Raw genomic sequence first — 17,403 nt, forward strand, 5'->3', positions numbered from 1 at the left:
ACGACAGCGGCATCCTCGGCCAGGCCGGCGAGGTCGACCCGCGCGACCGCAACTGGCAGCGCGCGCGCCGCCGTTGGATGGACGACGCCCGCGCCGAGGGCGTCCTCACCGCACCCGAGCCGGAGCCCGTGGCGGCCGCCGAAGCGGCGGCCGGGGCCCCCGCGAGCGAACAGGCCGTCCTCAACCAGCTCGCCGGCGTCCTGCTCGGCACCCCCGCGCCCGGCGAGGGCGCGGAGGCCGGGGCCGGCACCGGGACGACCGCGACCGCGACCTCGGGGGAGGCGGTGACGCCTCGTCAGGAGAGCGTGGCGGCGTCGTCGAGCTCGTCCGGGTCGTCCGGGTCGTCCGGTGAGGCCAAGGCGGGAGCGGACGCCGAGTACCTGGAGCGTGCGCGCAGTGCCGCCGCCCGGCGCGGGCACGGCGAGGTCGCGGCGACGGCGGCCACGCCGGCGAGCGGGTCGGCTCCCGTTGCCGCTGCCGCCGCCGCGAAGCCGACCCCGATCCGGGAGGAGGGCGGCTACCAGGTCCCCAGCCCCTTCCTGCGCGCCGCACTCACCCGCCTCGCCGCCCCCGCAGCGGACTGACCGCAACCGCCCCCTCCGCGCCGATCCGCACCCACTAAGGAACCTCCATGAGCAACGACGTGCCCTGGTTCGCACTCGACCCCGACGTCGAACCCGCGCACACCGTGCGCATCCCCGAAGGTGAGCGGATCGGCGTGGAGGCACCGATGTTCGGCGACGCCGCGCGGGTGGGCTGGCTGGAGCCGGATGTGATGCCTGCTCAGCGGTTCGATGGTGGTTCGCCGGTGTCGGAGGCGGTGCAGGTCGGGCGGTTCGAGCCGGATGTGATGCCTGCGCAGCGGATCGATGGTGGTTCGCCGATCTCGGAGGCGGCGAAGGTCGGATGGCTCGCACCGGACGAGATGCCCGCGTACCGGGTCGGGACGACTGTCGGGGAACCGATGGAGACGGCGCGGTTGAAGGCGTCGGAGGGTGTGCCGTTGGGTGACACGATTCCGGCGATGCCTGCGGAGACGGCGCGGTTGAAGGCCTCGGAGGGCATGCCGATCGGAGACACGATTCCGGCGATGCCTGCCGAGACGGCGCGGTTGAAGGCGTCGGAGGGCATGCCGTTGGGTGACACGATCCCGGCAATGCCTGCCGAGGCCGGGCAGTTGAAGTCGCGGGGGACTCCGCTCGGAGAAGGGGTGCCCGCGACGGCCGGTGAGCCGCTCAGTCCGGCCGGTGGGGGTGAGACGGCGGCGCTGAAGTCGCGGGGGACTCCGCTCGACGCAGGGGTGCCGGCGACGGCCGGTGAGCCGCTGAGTCCGGCTGGTGGGGGTGAGACGGCGGCGTTGAAGTCGCGGGGGACTCCGCTCGAGGAGGGCGTGCCGCGGCAGCCGACGGAGGCCGGGCAGCGGGCCGGGGCGGCCAACGGGACCAAGGCGGGGGGCGGTTCGGGTTCCGGGTCGGGCTCGGACACGAGCAAGGCCGGACAGGGGTTCGTGGTGAGCCCCGAGCAGTACAAGGCGGCGGTCTCGCCGGTCCTCGCCGCGTCGGAGCAGATCGCTTCGCTGGCCGCCTCGATGACGTCCTACCTCCCGCCGATGGAGGCTCAGATCCCCTGGGGCAAGGACGAGTCGGGCAAGCAGTTCGCCGAGGGTGAGAAGGGCTACTTGCTGTACAGCCAGAACACCCTGAAGACGCTGCAGTCGCTGTCCAAGGAGATCGCGGACATCGCGGGCGGCCTGAAGCAGATGGCTTCGAACTACGAGGACGCCGAGGGCGGCACGGTCGCCGCGTTCTCCGGCATGGACGACGGTCAGGGACAGCCGAGCGCGCCCGGCGCCCCGCCGACCGCGCCCACCGGGCCCGTGCACGTCCCGATGACCCCCGGCATGACCCGCCCCAACGGAAGGCACTGACCCATGGCTGTCGAACTCCCGGAGCCCCTCCAGTGGGTGCTCCTGCTGCTCGCGGGCTGCCGTTGGCCGGAAGCCGACGAGGACCAGCTCCGCGACATGGCGGACCACTGCCGCAAGGCGGCGGAGACGCTGAAGGACGCCGGCCAGGGCGTGGACGCGGCGATCAAGCGCGCGGTGGAGGGCCAGCAGGGCAACGCCGCCGAGGCGCTGACCAAGTACTGGGCCACGTACACCGTCGGCAAGGGCACCGATGACGACCCGGGCCGCCTGACCGCGACCATCAAGGCGCTCGACGGCATGGGCGACATGCTGGAGCAGGTGGCCAACTCGGCGGAGACGGCGAAGATCCAGATCGTCGCTCAGCTCGGCATCCTGGCCTTCGAGTTGGCGACCGCCGAGGCCGAGGCGCCGATCACCGCGGGTGCGTCGATGCTCCAGGTCCCCGGCTTCATCGCGGCGGCGCGCGCGTTCGTCCAGACGACGCTGAAGACGCTGCTCAAGGACATGGTCAAGATGGCGGCCAAGCAGGCCGCCCAGATGGCCGCGATCAACCTGATGGCGCAGGGCATCGAGCTCGCCGAGGGCCACCGCAAGAGCATCGACTGGAAGGAGGTCGGCGACAACGCCAAGGGCGGTGCGATCGGCGGCGCCGCCGGTCACCTGATCGGCGCGGGCCTGGGCGGCGCGGCCGGCAAGATGGGCCTGGGCAACCTCGCGAACTCCGCCGGCGGCAAGATGGCCATCGGCGCGGCCACCGGTGTCGGCGCGGACGCCGCCACCCAGTACATCACCACCGGCAAGGTGGACACCTCCTCGCTGCTCGGCTCCGGCCTCTCCGGCGGCGCGGGCGCGGGCCTCAGCCACATGGCGACCAGGCCCGGCGCGCACCCGCCCGCGCCCAAGCCCGGCGACGCACCGCACATCCCCGGCCCGGTCGGCCCCGGCGAGGGCGGCCGCCAGGACGGCCCGCCGAAGTTCACCAAGCCCGACACGTCCTCCGGCGACAGCGGCAGCTCCTACCACGGCCCGTCCGGCGAGAGCAGCAGCAACTCCAACTCGGGCGGCGGCACGTCGCGTTCGGACGGCTTCGAGCCGAGCAGCTCGAACTCCGGCGGGGGTAAGTCGCGTTCGGACGGTTTCGAGCCGAGCAGCTCCAACTCCGGTGGTGGCAAGTCGCGTTCGGACGGCTTCGAGCCCAGCAGCTCCCACTCGGGCGGCGGAAGCTCGGGTTCGGGGGAGTCCAGGGTCGGCGGCCTGTCCCCGTTCGGCTCCGGCCGCAGCGGCGGCGACGCTCCGCCGTCGCACTCCGAGGGGACCGGCGGTGGCGGACGGAGCCACGAGCAGGCTCCGCCGGCACACGAGCAGTCGGCCGGCGGTGGCCGGACCCACGAGCAGCCCGAGGCTACCCGGCCGACCCGGGAGCCGGTCGCCGAGCAGACTCCGTCGCGCCCCGCGCACGAGGAGCCGCAGGCGGTGCGGCCGTCGACGCACGAGCCGTTGTCGGGGCAGGAGCCGAGTCGGCCGGTGCATGAGCAGCCGGTTCGGCACGAGGCGGAGGGGCAGACGGTCCGTCCGGATTCGCGGGAGTCCGGTGCGCCGGTCCGCGAGGAGCCGCAGGCGGTGCGGCCGACGGCGCACGAGCCGTTGTCGGGGCAGGAGCCGAGTCGGCCGGTGCATGAGCAGCCGGTTCGGCACGAGGCGGAGGGGCAGACGGTCCGTCCGGATTCGCGGGAGTCCGGTGCGCCGGTCCGCGAGGAGCCGCAGGCCGTGCGGCCGGCGACGCACGAACCGCTGTCGAGCCAGGAGCCGAGCCGTCCCGCGCACGACAACTCCTCGGCGGGACACGAGAGTTCGGCGAACGACCGGGACTCCGTCCAGCCGTCCGGGGACGACAGCGCCTCGCGTCCGGCCGCCGCAGGGCCGGTGCCCAACCTGTCAGGAGTGCTGGGCGGTGCGGCGCACCTCGCGGGTGCGGCGTCGTCGTCCGGGCACGGCGGCGGCAGTGGCAGCGGTGGTGGCACGCACCTCGACGGTGCCCGAAGCGCGACCCTGCCGCGTCCCGACGCGGCGACCGTCCCGGGCCAGGGCATGCCCGACGGGCTCGGCGACACCGGGCCGAACTCCGGTGCGCAGAGCCCGAACCAGACCGCCGTTCCGCCGATGGGCGGGGCCGGCTTCACCCCCGGTCCGGTCGGCGGCGGCAGCCACACCGGTGGCGGCGGCGCACGTCCCGACGCGCCGGCGACCTCCGCCGTGCCCCGGCCCGCCAACACCGGCGGGACCGTCGGCAACCACCAGCAGGGCAGCGGCGGCGGCACGCTGCGCCCGGGCGGCGGTCGCGGCACCTCGCCGGAGACGCATCCCGCGCCGGCGCAGCAGCACGCCTCGTCCCCGAAGCCCACCGAGCACAACGGGCCGACGACCCCGCACGAGCAGCAGCCGCACGAGCGTCCCGCCACCGAGCACGAGGGCGAGCAGCGTCCGCGCGCGACGGACAAGCGTCCGATCGACAAGCCCGGCGGGCTGAAGGAGCCCACCGCGCACGACCGGCAGCGGATCGAGGACGCCGTCCCGCACGACGCGAACGGCAAGCCGAAGACCCACCCCGACCCCTCGGAGGGCGACTGGGTCAAGCAGCTCAACGGCGACGGCCACCGGGCGCCGGGCCGCAACAACAACTGCGCCGACGCGGCCCTGTCGTTCAAGGACACCTACGACGGTCACCCCACGCCGGCCGCGCCGCGCGTGGAGAACAACGGCGCCGGCGAGAAGGGCGGCCGGGACCGGATCGAGCAGTCGCTCGGCGGCCGGTTCGAGCACCTGGGCGCGGGCCCGGACGGGCACGCCAAGCTGCAGGACACGCTGCTCACCAGCGGACCCGGGTCGCAGGCGCTGATCATCAGCGCCGACGGCGAAGGCCGCTCGCACGCCTGGAACGCCGTCAACCAGGACGGCAGGATCGTCTACGTCGACCCGCAGATGGGCCGCACCAGCGACAAGCCGCTGTACGCGGGCGAGGGCGGCCTGTTCGCCGTCCCGCTGAAGTCGGACGGCACCGCCCTGCACCCCACCGACCGTCCCAACCCCGCGGCGAACAGCGGCAACCACCAGGGCGGCCCGCGTACCGAGACCGCCCCGAAGCCGGAGACGGCTCCGAAGCCGGGGACGGCCCCGAACGCCGAGACCCGGCCGAAGCCGGAGGCCGCTCCGAAGCCGGAGACCGAGCACCGGCCGGAGACCGAGGCGACCCCGAAGCCGGAGACCGAGCACCGGCCGGAGTCGGAGACCGACCACGAGTCCCGGCCGGAGTCGGACGAGTCCCCGAATTCCGAGGATCCGCGCCCGGACGCCGAGCCGAGCGGCTGGGAGGACGACACTCCGTCGCCGTACGAGGGCCTGGAGGACAGGCGGCGCATTCCCGGCCTGGAGGAGATCCACCAGGTCGCCGACACGCTGGGGATTCCGCGGGACGAGCTCCCGGTCATGGTGTTCGTGCCGGACGGCGCCACCGTCTCCACGAAGTTCTCCGAGTTCAAGGAGGGGTGGGTCGGCCCGCCGTCGAAGGCGGGCGGCGAGCTCACCATCGGAAAGATCGACGGGCTGAAGGCCAACGACACGACCCCGGCCGCCGTGGCGATCTCCGGCAAGGGCGGCGGGGCCTACGTCAAGGGCGCGAACGGCTCCCCCGACGTGCTGGTCGTCAACCAGCGGATGAACATCAAGGACGGGTTCCCGCAGGACCAGGTGATCCAGCACGAGCTCGGGCACCACAAGCAGGCGCTCGACCAGTGGAGCATCGACAAGTCGCAGAACAACCCCGCGCTGATCGAGTACCACAACATCCTCACCAACGAGGTGGTGTTCCACGAGGACGGCAAGAAGCCGCGCCTGACCTATCAGAAGGTGGACGGGCAGGGCGGCCTGTCGAGCGGAGACGCGGCGAAGGTCAAGGAGCACCTGGGCCTGGACAAGGACGCCCACTTCCCTCCCAGCCGGTACTGGGCCGCGGTCGAGGGGATGCCCAAGAATCCGAACGAGCAGCGGCTGTTCGACGAGATCGCGGACGCTGCCGGGAGGAAGCCCTACTCCGACCACCCCCAGGTCAAGCAGAACTTTGCGAAGGCGTACCTGGTCGAGCACCTGAAGGCGCAGGACCGGGCCGCCGCCGCGGCTGCCGAAGCGGCTGCTGCCGCCGCCGCGTCGGAGGCTGCGCCGTCGCACGTGGAGCAGCCCGCGGGGCCCGCCCCGGAGGTTCCGCCCCCGTTCGCGCAGCGGCCCGCGGGCGCTGCGCCGGAGGTTCCGCCGCCGTTCGTCCGGCGGCCCACGGGTACTGCGCCGGAGGTTCCGCCGCCGTTCGCGCAGCGGCCTGCGGGTGGTCCGCCGGAGGTCCCGCCGCCGTTCGCGCAGCGGCCGGTCGGCGCCCCGCCGGAGGTTCCGCCGACCCACCGTCCGGTGTCGGAGCATTCGAACCCGTTCGGTGACCAGCACGCCCCGTCGACGGGCAACAGCCCGACGTCGGAGCATTCGAACCCGTTCGGCGACCAGCACGCTCCCTCGACCGGGAACAGCCCGACGTCCGAGCACTCGAACCCGTTCGGGGACGAGCACGCCCCGTCGACCGGGAACAGCCCCACGTCCGAGCACTCGAACCCGTTCGGGGACGAGCACGCCGGCCCGTCCGAGCTCCGTCCCTCGGAGACCCCCGCGGGTCTGGGCGACTCGACGCAACAGCCGCCGCACGAGCGGTCGTTGACGGAGCGCGAGGGTGGCGGGCCGCGTCATCCGGCCACCGACGAGCGGCCGTTCGACGTCGAGGGCGGGCTGAAGCGGCCGTCGGAGCAGGACCTGAAGCAGCTTCAGGACGCGGTGCCGCACAAGGAGGACGGGTCGCCGGAGCGGCACCCGGACCCGCTGGCGGGCGACTGGGTGAAGAAGCTGAACGGGGACGGTCCGGGCACGCCGGGCCGGGCCAACAACTGTGCGGACGCGGCGCTCTCGCTGGTCGACACCTACGACGGGCACCCGACGCCGGCGGCTCCGCGCACCGAGGACAACGGGCACGGCGAGAAGGGCGGCCGGGACCGGATCGAGCACGCGCTCGGCGGCAAGTTCGAGCACCTGGGCGCGGGCGAGGAGGGTCACGCCAAGCTGCAGAAGACGCTGCTGGAGGGCGGTCACGGTGCGCAGGCGGTGATCATCAGCACCGACGCCGAGGGGCGTTCGCACGCCTGGAACGCGATGAACCACAACGGCAAGATCGTGTACGCGGACCCGCAGTTGGGCCGCACCAGCGACAAGCCGCTGTACGGCGGCGAGAAGAGCCTGTTCGCCGTCCCGCTCACCCCCGACCGCGCGCCGCTCCACCCCACCGAGCACCCGGACCTCCACCAGGGCGCCGACGACCACCCGGTCGAGACCAGGCAGGACTCCGACAACTCCGACACCTCTCCGAACCCGGAGGAGCACCGGCCGGACGACTCGCCCGGCGCCACCGACGACGTGCCGGACCTCACCGAAGCGCACGTCCCCACCCCCGAGCGGATGGCGGACTACGGCCGGACGCTGGGCATCCCGGAGGACCGCCTCCCGGTCATGGTGTTCGTGCCGGAGGGCGCCACCGTCTCCACGCCGCTCAAGGACTACGCGAGCGGAGTCGTCGGCAAGGACAAGCTCCCGTCGGAGACGCTCGACCTCACCCTGGGGCACATCGACGGCGGCCGGACCGGCGACCACAGCTCCGCCACCGACTTCGTCCGCCGGATGGGCGAAGGCGCCTACATCGGCCCGAAGGACGGCCGCCCCGGGATCCTCGTCGTCAACCAGTCGACCGCGGTGGGCGGGTTCAACCAGGAACACGTGATCCAGCACGAACTGGGCCACCACAAGCAGGTCCTGGACGGCTTCGGCATCGACAAGTCGACGACCAACCCCGCGCTGATCGAGTACCACAACATCTTCACCAACGAGTCGAAGTTCGTCGGCGAGGGCGGCGACCTCCGCAAGGAGTACGTCCCGGCCGACGGGCAGGGCGGGCTGTCCAGCAAGGCCGCCGACGTCGCCAAGGGCGCGCTCAAGGAGGCCGACCCGGGCTTCAAGAAGTTCCGGGTGCCGCCGGAGGACTACTGGAAGGCGGCCGAGCAGCTCTCGCAGCACGGCACGCCCAACGAGAGGGAGCTGTTCGGCCGGATCAAGGAGGAGCTCGACTCCGGGCGCTACGCCGGCGACAACAAGGCCCGGAACAACTTCGCGAAGGCGTTCCTGGAGGCGCACGCGGCCAAGGCCGACACCACTGCGGGCAACGAGCACGTGCCGCCGACCGGCACCCCGGCGCCGGAGTCCTCGTCCTCGAACAGCGGCACCGTGCCCACGCCGCCGCCCGCCCCGTCGACCCACGCGGGCCCGCCGCCGCCCCCGCCCGCGCCGCCGCACGTCGCGTCCAGCCACGGTGCTCCGCCGTCGGCTCCGCCCGCGCCGCCGCACGTCGCGTCCAGCCACGGTGCTCCGCCGTCGGCTCCGCCCGCGCCGCCGCACGTGCCGTCGCAGTCGAACCACGGTGGTCCGGCGCACACCGAGACGTCGTCGGCCCACAACCCGTTCGAGACGCCGTTCGACACCCCGCCGGGCTCGCGGCCGAGCACGCCGTCGAACGACGCCGCCTCGCCGCGTCCCGACAGCGCGCCGGCGGGGCTGCGGCCGGATCCCGAGCCGGCCGGGCTGTTCGGGCCGAAGAAGCCGCTGCTGTCCGACCAGGGGCTCACCCCCGAGGGCAAGAAGCTGCTGCACCAGAGCCCGGAGGGGCCGTCCCTCGTCTACCCGCCGAGCAACAACAAGGCGGCGCACGCCGGGAAGGCCCTGGCGAACAAGTTCAAGTCGGACCTGTCGCCCGAACTGAAGATCGTCAGCAACTACCTGCCGGTGAAGGACGGCAACACCCACCAGACGGCGGGCTCGACGGCGAGCGGGAAGCCGAACGCCAAGATCAAGGACCACACCTTCAAGGCCTACCTCGACCCGGCGACGATGACGCTGGTCGAGCCCAAAATCGGCGAGCACATCCGGGAGCCGCTGCGCAACGCCATCGGCCCGGACGCCCTCGCGTACACGGGCAACAAGGTGCTCGAAGAGGCCGCGAAGCTGGACTACCGCTCCAGGGAGACCACGGCGCAGCAGGAGGAGCGCCGGCAGCTGCTGAAGGACCTCGCGGACCAGAACCGGGAGAAGGGCACCTGGATCGACGGCGAGCGGGTGGGCAGGCAGCTCCACGACCAGGGTTCCGCGATGGACGGCGTGGACCGCCTGCTGAACGGCCACGGCGACGACGCCGGATTCCCCGGCATGGTGATCGGCGAAGGCCACAGCAACGCCGCGACCTGGCCGTTCCTGCGTGACAACATGCAGCAGCTGAAGGCCAGTGGGGTCGACACCGTCTACCTGGAGGCCCTGCGGGACGACGCCGTCCAGCACGACCTGGACACGTACTTCGACCCGCGCCACGACGGGCCCATGCCGCCGACCCTGAAGGCGGCGGCCGCGAAGTACGACCAGGAGTACACCGCCAAGCTGACCGAGATGCTGGAGGCCGCGAAGGCCAACAACGTCAAGGTCCGTGCGGTGGACGGCTACCCGGCCCGGACCATCACCGATGACGGCGGAACCCACGAGCGGGCCCGCCTGATGAACTCGTACGCCCACGACACGATCACCTCGGACGCCGCCCGCAACGGGAAGTACCTGGTCGTGGTCGGCGCCAGCCACGCGCACTCCACGACCGGCCCGGGCGGCACCGGACGGATCCCCGGCACGGCCGACCTGTTGGAACTCCCGGCCGTGCACCTGACCGACGGCTCCGGGACGCCGCACAATGCGCCGAACCGGGCGAGCGGCAGCACGGACCCGAACGACGTCCGACTCAGCTACCTGCCCACCCCCTCGAACCACTCCCCGGCCGGCGCACCGCCGCAGCACGCCGACGCCACCCACCAGTCGGCCCCGGCGAACCCGGGCGGACTCGGCCCGGTGCACCCCGACGCGCAGACGCCGCACGGGAGTTCCGAGCACCTGGCGGGCCAGGGGCCGCAGCACGACCAGCACGAGGGCGGCACCGCCGACCACCGGTCCGGCAACGAGCACGACAGCACGGGGAAGCCCCAGCACGAGGGCGGCACCGCCGACCACCGGCCCGGGGACGAGCACGACAGCACGGGGAAGCCGCAGCACGAGGGCGGTCCGCGGCACCCGGCCTCGGACGGGCGGCCGTTCGAGGTCGAGGGCGGGCTGAAGCGGCCGTCCGCGCACGAGCAGCAGGAGCTTCACGACGCGGTTCCGAAGAACACGGACGGCACGCCGCAGCGGCACCCGGACCCGCGGGTCGGCGACTGGCTGAAGAAGCTGAACGGCGGCGAGCCGCACACGGCCAACCAGAAGAACAACTGCCTGGACGCCGCGCTCGCGATGGTCGACACGGTCAACGGCCACCCGACGGTGGCCGCGCCGCGCCTGGAGGGCAACGGCCTGGGCGAGAAGGGCGGCCGGGACCGCGCCGAGCAGTCGCTCGGCGCCAAGTTCGAGCACCTGGGCGCCGGCCCGGACGGGCACGCCAAGCTGGCGGAGATGCTGCACGAGAGCGGCCACGGCTCGCAGGCCGTGATCACCAGCCGCGACAGCGACGGGCGTACGCACGCCTGGCACGCGATGAACCACGAGGGCCAGATCGTCTACAGTGACCCGCAGTTGGGCCGCGCGAGCGACAAGCCGCTGTACGCCGGCGAGGGCGGCCTGTTCGCCATCCCGCTGACCCCGGACCGCGCACCCCTGCACCCCGCGAGCCAGTCGCCCGGCGACCACTCCGCGCCGGCGCAGCCCGCCGGCGTCGGCGGGAACTCCCGTCAGGGCAACTCGGTCTCGGACGCCGTCGCCATGGCCAAGAGGGCCGAGGCGGACCGGACCGCGGTGGCGCAGCGGAAGCGGGAGCAGACGGCAAGGGAGAAGCAGCACGCCTCCGAAGAGGGGCTGGCGAACCTGCCGGACCGGACGAAGCAGCGGCTCGCCGAACAGCAGAAGGTGACCGCACAGCAGGACGATCTGGCCGGTAGGCAGAGCGAGCTGCGGAAGCAGCAGCAGGGCCTGGCCGACGAGCAGTGGGCGCTCGCCGAGAAGCGGTTCACCTCGAACAACAGGCAGCTGGAGGCCGAGCAGCGCCGGGTGGAGCAGCACCACGAGCGGCTGGAGCAACAACAGGAGCGCCTGGCCGGACAGCAGGAGCGACTGACCCAGCAGCACGATCGGATGGCCAGGCACGAGGCCCTGGACGGGCAGGCCGAACGGGCAGCCGAGAAGCAGAAGCAGGACCGGGCTCCGGGCGAGGGCGACAAGCCGCCGGTCAAGGGCGAACTGGACGTCCGCCGCGAGACGTTGATCAAGGACCAGAAGCTGCTGGACCGGGAGCACGGCGCTCTCGACGCCAAGCAGGCGGAGCTGGACGCACGCCGTGACAAGCTCGTGGCGGACGGCGACCAGCTGGCCGAAGACCGCGCCGCGCTGGCCAAGCGGCGGAGGGAGGGCGGGGCGGATTCCCGCAAGGTTGCCGATGACCAGAAGAAGCTCGACGGGCGGCAGACGAGCCTCGACACCGAGCGAAGGAAGGTCGACGCCGATCAGCATGCCCTCGGCGAGACCCGCGAGTCCCTGAACCAGCGGCAGAAGTGGCTCGACAAGAGCGAGTGGCTCGTCGACCAGCACGGCCGGCTGACGGAGCAGGAGCTGCAGGCCAAGCGGGACAACTGGCCGGAGGACCGGCTGAAGGCGCTGGCCGACCGTCGGGAACGTCTGGACAAGTGGAGCGCCGAACAGGCCAAGTCGGAGCTCAAGGCGAAGACCGGCGCGCCCGACGAGGGCAAGTGGCTGGCGGACAAGCAGAAGTGGCTGGAAGGGCAGCGCGACGGCGAAGGGAAGTGGCACTCCGCCGACCAGAAGGCCCGGTTGAAGGAGCAGCTGAACGTCCTTGAGGAGCTGAAGGACTCGGCGTCGAAGCCTGAGAGGCAGCAGGAGCAGCTGAGGCAGCAGGAACGTCTGCTCGACGAGCGGAACCGGCTGAGCGAGAACAGGGAGCTCCTGGAGGATCGTCAGAAGCACAAGGACGGCGACCCCGAGCAGCTCAAGTGGGAGGGTGAGCGGCTCGCCCACGAGCAGGGTCTCAACGATGCGGCGCGACAGGCCCTCGCGCGCGGCTACGCAGGTGAGACCGATCCTGCGCCCTTCGAGGCACCGCAAAGGTACACACGCGTCAAATCCGGCGAGAAGGGCTACTACTACAAGGAGACCCCGAAGAGGCTGATGAATGTCAGCATCGAGGGAGCCTTCGACGTGATGAACGACTCCGGGTCCGCCATGGCGAACGGCATCGCGGGGGACAAGTTCCGGCCCGGCTGCGTGGCTTCCGGGCTGTACATCGACGGGCAGTCGGGCGCCAGGCGCTTGCTGGTCGTCACCGCGAGCAGCACGAAGGGCCTGGCCGGTGAGGTCGCTCCGCAGCACGTCCACCCGCTCGTCAAATTCGCCTACGGCAAGGAAGGGGACCCGGCGTACGATCGCGTGAAGAGGGAGCTGGGTTGGGACAGCTATCCGGCAGGCAATCCGAACACGCGGTGCAAGTGCGCCGAGCCGTCCGTGATGACGGACATTCTCGAACAGGTCGGCGGTCGCTTCCCGGGAATCAACATGAACGATCCCGTTGCCGTGGGCAGGGCCATGGAGCACGCCAGGGGAATCCTCGGAAAGGCATTCGTCCGCCCGCTGGAGACCGGGGCTCTGAAGGACAGTACGGGCGGTCGGGTTCCGGGCTACGGCGAATACAAGGCGCCCTGCGAGAACTGCGCCCCGGTGGTGGGATACTTCGGGATGAAATCGGTACAGCTCCTGGATTGACCACGTGAATCAACCTCCGGCTTTCCTGATGATGCGTCAAATGCCGGGTAGTGCCGATTGTCGAGACTGCGGCCCGGTGGCCGTCCGAAAAGAGAGTGCAGAACGCTCATGCCTCAACCCCGCGACCCTGACGGGACGATGTCGTGGCTGGCCGGCTGCGGCTGGTCGCCCTCGCGTGACATCGGCGACCACGCCCGTGAGTTGCTCGCCGACCGGATGAGCGGTGCGGCCGGGGAGGAGTCGGCGGCCGTGCGGGCGGCGCTGTCCTTCCTCGGGCGGTTCGGTGATCTGACGCTGCCGACGGCGTCCGGTGGTGCGCTGCGGACGGTGCCGGCCGGGCCGGCCGGACCGGAGCAGGCCGCGCAACTGGCGGAACTGGCTGCGGGGTTGGGCGAGGAGGTCGTTCCGGTCGGGGCCGAGGTGGACGGGCCGGGGCGGCTGGTGGTCTCGGCCGGCGGCAGCTTCTTCCACCTGGACACGGACGGGGTCGAGTTCCTCGGCGTCAACCCGTACGAGGTGCTGGACCGCTTCCGGCCGGTCGGCGAGGCCGAGGCCGAGATGCCGCACACGGTGTCCACGCTGCTCGTCGACCGGACGGTCTTCACCCAGTCCAACGCGCTCGGCGAAGGGGACCCGGAGCTGCACCCGGCGGTGCGGGAGTTCCTGGACGGGCTGCCGCCCTACCAGCGCGAGCCGTTCGCCGCCCGGTGTGCGGAGACCGGTCTGATCTCCGACGTGCTGCACCGCCTGGACGAGCAGCGCGGCGACGGTGCGGAGATCACGCTGGACGAGGCCCGTCCGCACTTCGCGGAGAGCTGGATCAGCAGCATCGCGGTCCGGCCGGACGACAGCGCGGAGCACGGCCGGCCGGTCGCGCCCTGCCGGTCCTGCGCGGCGCTGCTGGCGGAGCTCGGCGTCGAGGTGGTCGAGGTGGGGCAGCGATGACAGACGTCCGTATCACCACGGCCCTGCACGAGGCCCTGGTCGAGGCCGGCTGGACCGCGGGCCGCCGACCCGATGCCGATGCGGAACAGCGGCTGCTGACGGCGATCCTCTCGGTCGTCGACGAGGACGGGCTCGTGGAGCTGTCCGAGGCGGCGCAGCGATTCCTGGAGCAGTACGGCGACCTGACGCTGCCACCGGCCGGCCCGGGGGTGGAGGTCGCGGCGCACGGCGCGGTGATCGACCCGGCGGCGGCGCACGGCAGCCGTACGGTGGCCGCCGGGCTCGCCCGGCGGCTGGGCGCCTCGGTGTTCCCGGTCGGGTGGACCGGCGACGGTGTGCTCGCCGTCGACGCGCAGGGCCGACTGTTCCGGCAGGGCCGGAGCGACTGGTGGTACCTCGGCGGCACGCCCGAGGAAGGGCTCGCCCGGCTGGTCGAAGGGTACGCCCCGGCCCGGGTCGGGGCCGACGGCCGCTGGTCGGAGCCCGCTCCGCTGCCGCGCACCGTCCACCAGGACGGGTGGGTCGACAACGGTCCGGCCAGTGAACTGCTGGCCGCCGGAATGGCGTTGGCCGCCGAGGCGACCCGCCCGCTGCGCCGGCACGGGGTGCCGGCGCTCGGGCGCCTGACCCTGACCGTCGAGGGCGAAGGCGCGGAACTGCCCATCCTCTACCGGGAGTTCGACCTCGACCCGGCGGACCCGGAGGGGCAGATCGCTGAGATCGTGGACCGGACGTTCCTGCGGCCCGGGACGCGACCGGTCCGGGTGACGGTCCGGCTGGCCGCTCCGCCCAGTGCGGACGACCACGACTGGGACGTCCTGGTCGTCGCCCGCGCCGACCGCAGCCGGCAGTTGACGCTTCGGCACCGCGGCCCGGCCGGGGAGCCGATGCCCGATTCGACCGAACTCACCGCGACCGTCGCAGCACTTGCCGCGCTCGGCACCGCACATCGCACCACAGGAGGAACAGCGTGATCACCCAAGAGCAGGCCCTCGCGAAGGCACAGGCGTGGCTGAACGAAGGCGCCCCGGAGGGGGCCGGACGTGAGGTCAGGTTCCGGGAGTTCGACCTCGGCTGGGTGGTGTGGGCCGCGCCCGCGCCGCTGGAGGTCGACCCGGTGACCGGCCAGGTCCGGCCGCCGGCGGACCTCGGGGACTCCACCGGCGTGGTGGACCGGGGAACGGGCGAGCTCAGCACCTGGCCGTCGATCCCGATCGAAGCGGTGATCGCCGAGTACCAGGAGCGCCAAGCCGGACGGTGACCACCGGTGGGGGTGGATGTCACCGTCCACGGCGGCCGGGCCTCGGCACCAAGAGGTCCGGCCGCTTCCGCTTTTCATCCAAAATTTCCCAACCCTCACCGGACATTCACGACTCCCCTCGAACGGAGCGCCCCTGTAGTCACAGGTCGGGTGATTCACACCGCGAATTTACCAACTGCATACCTTCGGGACCGATGTCCCGGTCTGTCGCTCTGCGAAGCTCAATACGAGGTGACGTCCCGTCACCTCGGCAGAGGCGCTTGGCCGTACACCCTCGGACAGCAAGTAAAGTTGCCTGACAATTGAGCGGGTGCGGCAGCCCAAGGTGCCTTCGGCCTGCCCTGGATCCGGTGCGGGCGCTGCGGCGTGCCCGGCCCCGGCGGGGCAGGTCCGGTGCTGTCCCGCTACCCGGGGGCAGTGAGCTGGAGGGGTGGAAAATGGCGGACGAGACGGTGTGGGTCGACCTGGACGAGGTCGAGGCGGCAGCCAAGAAGATCATGGATCTGCTGCATGAACTGGAAGGCCCGGCCAACCACTTGGAGGCCGTGGTCAAGCAGGTCGAGGACTCGGTGTACGGCACCGACCTGGTCGGGAAGGCCCTCAAGGGCGGCGGGTCGTCGGTCGGCGGCCTGAGCAAGCACCAGCAGCAAGCCCTGCAGGGCATCCGCGAGTTGATGAAGAACGCCACCGCGGTGGGGCAGAACCTCCAGGCCATGGCCTCCCGGCACCGGGCCAACGACGAACTCCACAGCACCGAGATCGGCCGGATCGCCACCAACGGCGACCTGCCGGCCGCTCCGCGCCTGTCCGGCGTCGTCGACGCGGTGCCCGCCTCGCTGCCGAGCGCGCCCCGGGTACCGGCCGCCGACCCGGTGCCGACCCCGCCCCCGCCGGCTCCGGTCGCCCCGATCGGCGACACCGGCGTGGGCGACGGCTACCACGGCCCCGACGCGCCCACGCTCGACTACAACCACCACAAGGACATCCCGGACCCGATCCGCGGCGGCGGCGGCCCCGGCACGCGACAGGTCATCTGACGAACACCCCCGGGCGAATCGCCGCCCGGGGGTGCTTGTTCAGCAGTCGTCCATCGCCATCGGGGACGCTCGCCGTCCCCGCTCCGACCACGATCGTCCTCCCGGAGAGCCTCCCTGCCATGATCACGCTGCCTGCCGATCTCGCCGAAGTCCTGAAGACCGTCCAGAAGAACGAGAACGGGAAGGACATCGCCTTCCCGGACGCCAACGAGGAACTCCTCGGCGAGCTCGCCGCCGCCTGGGACAAGTGGAACCAGGTCGCCGACACCCACGTGCGGGCGATCACCGAGGCCGCCCAGCGGGCCATGTCCAGCATGTCCGGCCCCGCCGCCGACAGCTTCCAGCAGTACCTGCAGAAGTTCGCCGGCGGCAGTGAGTCGCACGTTGCGACCACCCTGCAGTCCGGGCAGGCGATCGCCACCTCGCTGCACGGGGCGCAGGGCGCGGTGATCGACACCAAGAACGAGATGGTCCGTGAACTCCAGTACGCCAAGACGTACATGGAGCAGAACCCGGCGGGCAAGCACGACGACATCGCCAACTCCGAGGGCATCAAGCAGGCCGCGGCCGTCTACCACCAGTACGTCGGCCAGGTCGGCACCCACGTCGACGGCCTGCTGCGGAAGAACGCCGGCCACATCGCCGACATGAGCGGTATGGCGAAGACCTGCGCCCTCAACGGCCAGGGCGGGGCCGCCGGTTCGGGCGGGGCCGGCGGGGCGGGCGCCGGCGTGGGCAGCGAGACGTCCGCGCGTACGCGCCCGGACGGGCTGCTCGGTGCGGACGGGGCCGCGGGCAACGGCGGCGTCGGCGGTGCGGGCGTCGCGGGGGCTCCCACCCCGTTCAGCCTGCCGGACGCCCCCGGTGCGCCCGGCTCGCACCTCGGCGGGGCCGGGGCCGGCGCGGCGGGCGGCGCGGCCGGGTTCGGCGGCGTCGGATCGGCGGGCGGCGCAGGGCAGTTCGGCGGAGCGGGAAGTTCCGGCGGTGCCGGTGGCTCCGGTGGTCCGGCCCTGACGCCGTTCAAGCTGCCCACCCCGAACATGCCGAACTTCGGTTCGGGCGGCTCGGTCGGTGCGGGCGGCGGGGCGCCGGTGTTCACGCCGCCCAGCATCGGCACCGGCACGGGGTCGCTGAACCTGGCCGGCATGGGGGACCTCGGCTCGGTGGGCTCCGGCCCCTCGTCCGCCGGGCACTACACGCCCATCGGCACCGGTTACACCCCGAGCCCCGGCACGACCGGCGGCGGTGGCGGCAGCCCGTTCACCGGAGGCTTCCCCGGGGTGCCCAACATCGGTAAGTACCCCGGTAGC

6 protein-coding genes and 2 pseudogenes are annotated in these 17,403 nt (G+C 72.5%); all 8 read left to right on the top strand.

What is annotated here, in order from left to right; genetic code table 11:
• Positions 1 to 584 (top strand): annotated as a pseudogene (locus CG736_RS35600) (hypothetical protein); the annotation flags it as partial.
• Between the two features lie 47 nt (positions 585 to 631).
• On the top strand, positions 632 to 1,927 hold the full coding sequence (locus tag CG736_RS35605) for a hypothetical protein (RefSeq protein WP_100590237.1): 1,296 nt from the start codon (positions 632 to 634) through the stop codon (positions 1,925 to 1,927).
• Between the two features lie 3 nt (positions 1,928 to 1,930).
• On the top strand, positions 1,931 to 12,850 hold the full coding sequence (locus CG736_RS35610) for a toxin glutamine deamidase domain-containing protein (RefSeq protein ID WP_100590238.1): 10,920 nt from the start codon (positions 1,931 to 1,933) through the stop codon (positions 12,848 to 12,850).
• Between the two features lie 138 nt (positions 12,851 to 12,988).
• Positions 12,989 to 13,795: a YwqJ-related putative deaminase gene (locus CG736_RS35615; RefSeq protein WP_198520713.1), complete on the top strand. Its 807-nt coding sequence runs from the start codon at positions 12,989 to 12,991 to the stop codon at positions 13,793 to 13,795.
• A complete protein-coding gene (locus tag CG736_RS35620; RefSeq protein WP_100590240.1) occupies positions 13,792 to 14,769 on the top strand; it encodes an SUKH-3 domain-containing protein in 978 nt (325 codons plus the stop codon). The genes CG736_RS35615 and CG736_RS35620 overlap by 4 nt, the downstream gene beginning before the upstream one ends.
• Positions 14,766 to 15,056 (top strand): hypothetical protein, encoded by a 291-nt coding sequence (locus tag CG736_RS35625; RefSeq protein WP_100590241.1) that lies wholly within the window; start codon positions 14,766 to 14,768, stop codon positions 15,054 to 15,056. Before CG736_RS35620 ends, CG736_RS35625 begins: the two co-directional genes overlap by 4 nt.
• Before the next feature lie 437 nt (positions 15,057 to 15,493).
• The gene (locus CG736_RS35630) at positions 15,494 to 16,093 is read left to right on the top strand and encodes a hypothetical protein (RefSeq protein ID WP_100590242.1); all 600 of its coding nucleotides are present in this window, start codon (positions 15,494 to 15,496) and stop codon (positions 16,091 to 16,093) included.
• Between the two features lie 119 nt (positions 16,094 to 16,212).
• Positions 16,213 to 17,403 (top strand): annotated as a pseudogene (locus tag CG736_RS35635) (hypothetical protein); the annotation flags it as partial.

Source organism: Kitasatospora sp. CB02891 (genome assembly GCF_002803145.1).
Lineage (GTDB): Bacteria > Actinomycetota > Actinomycetes > Streptomycetales > Streptomycetaceae > Kitasatospora > Kitasatospora griseola.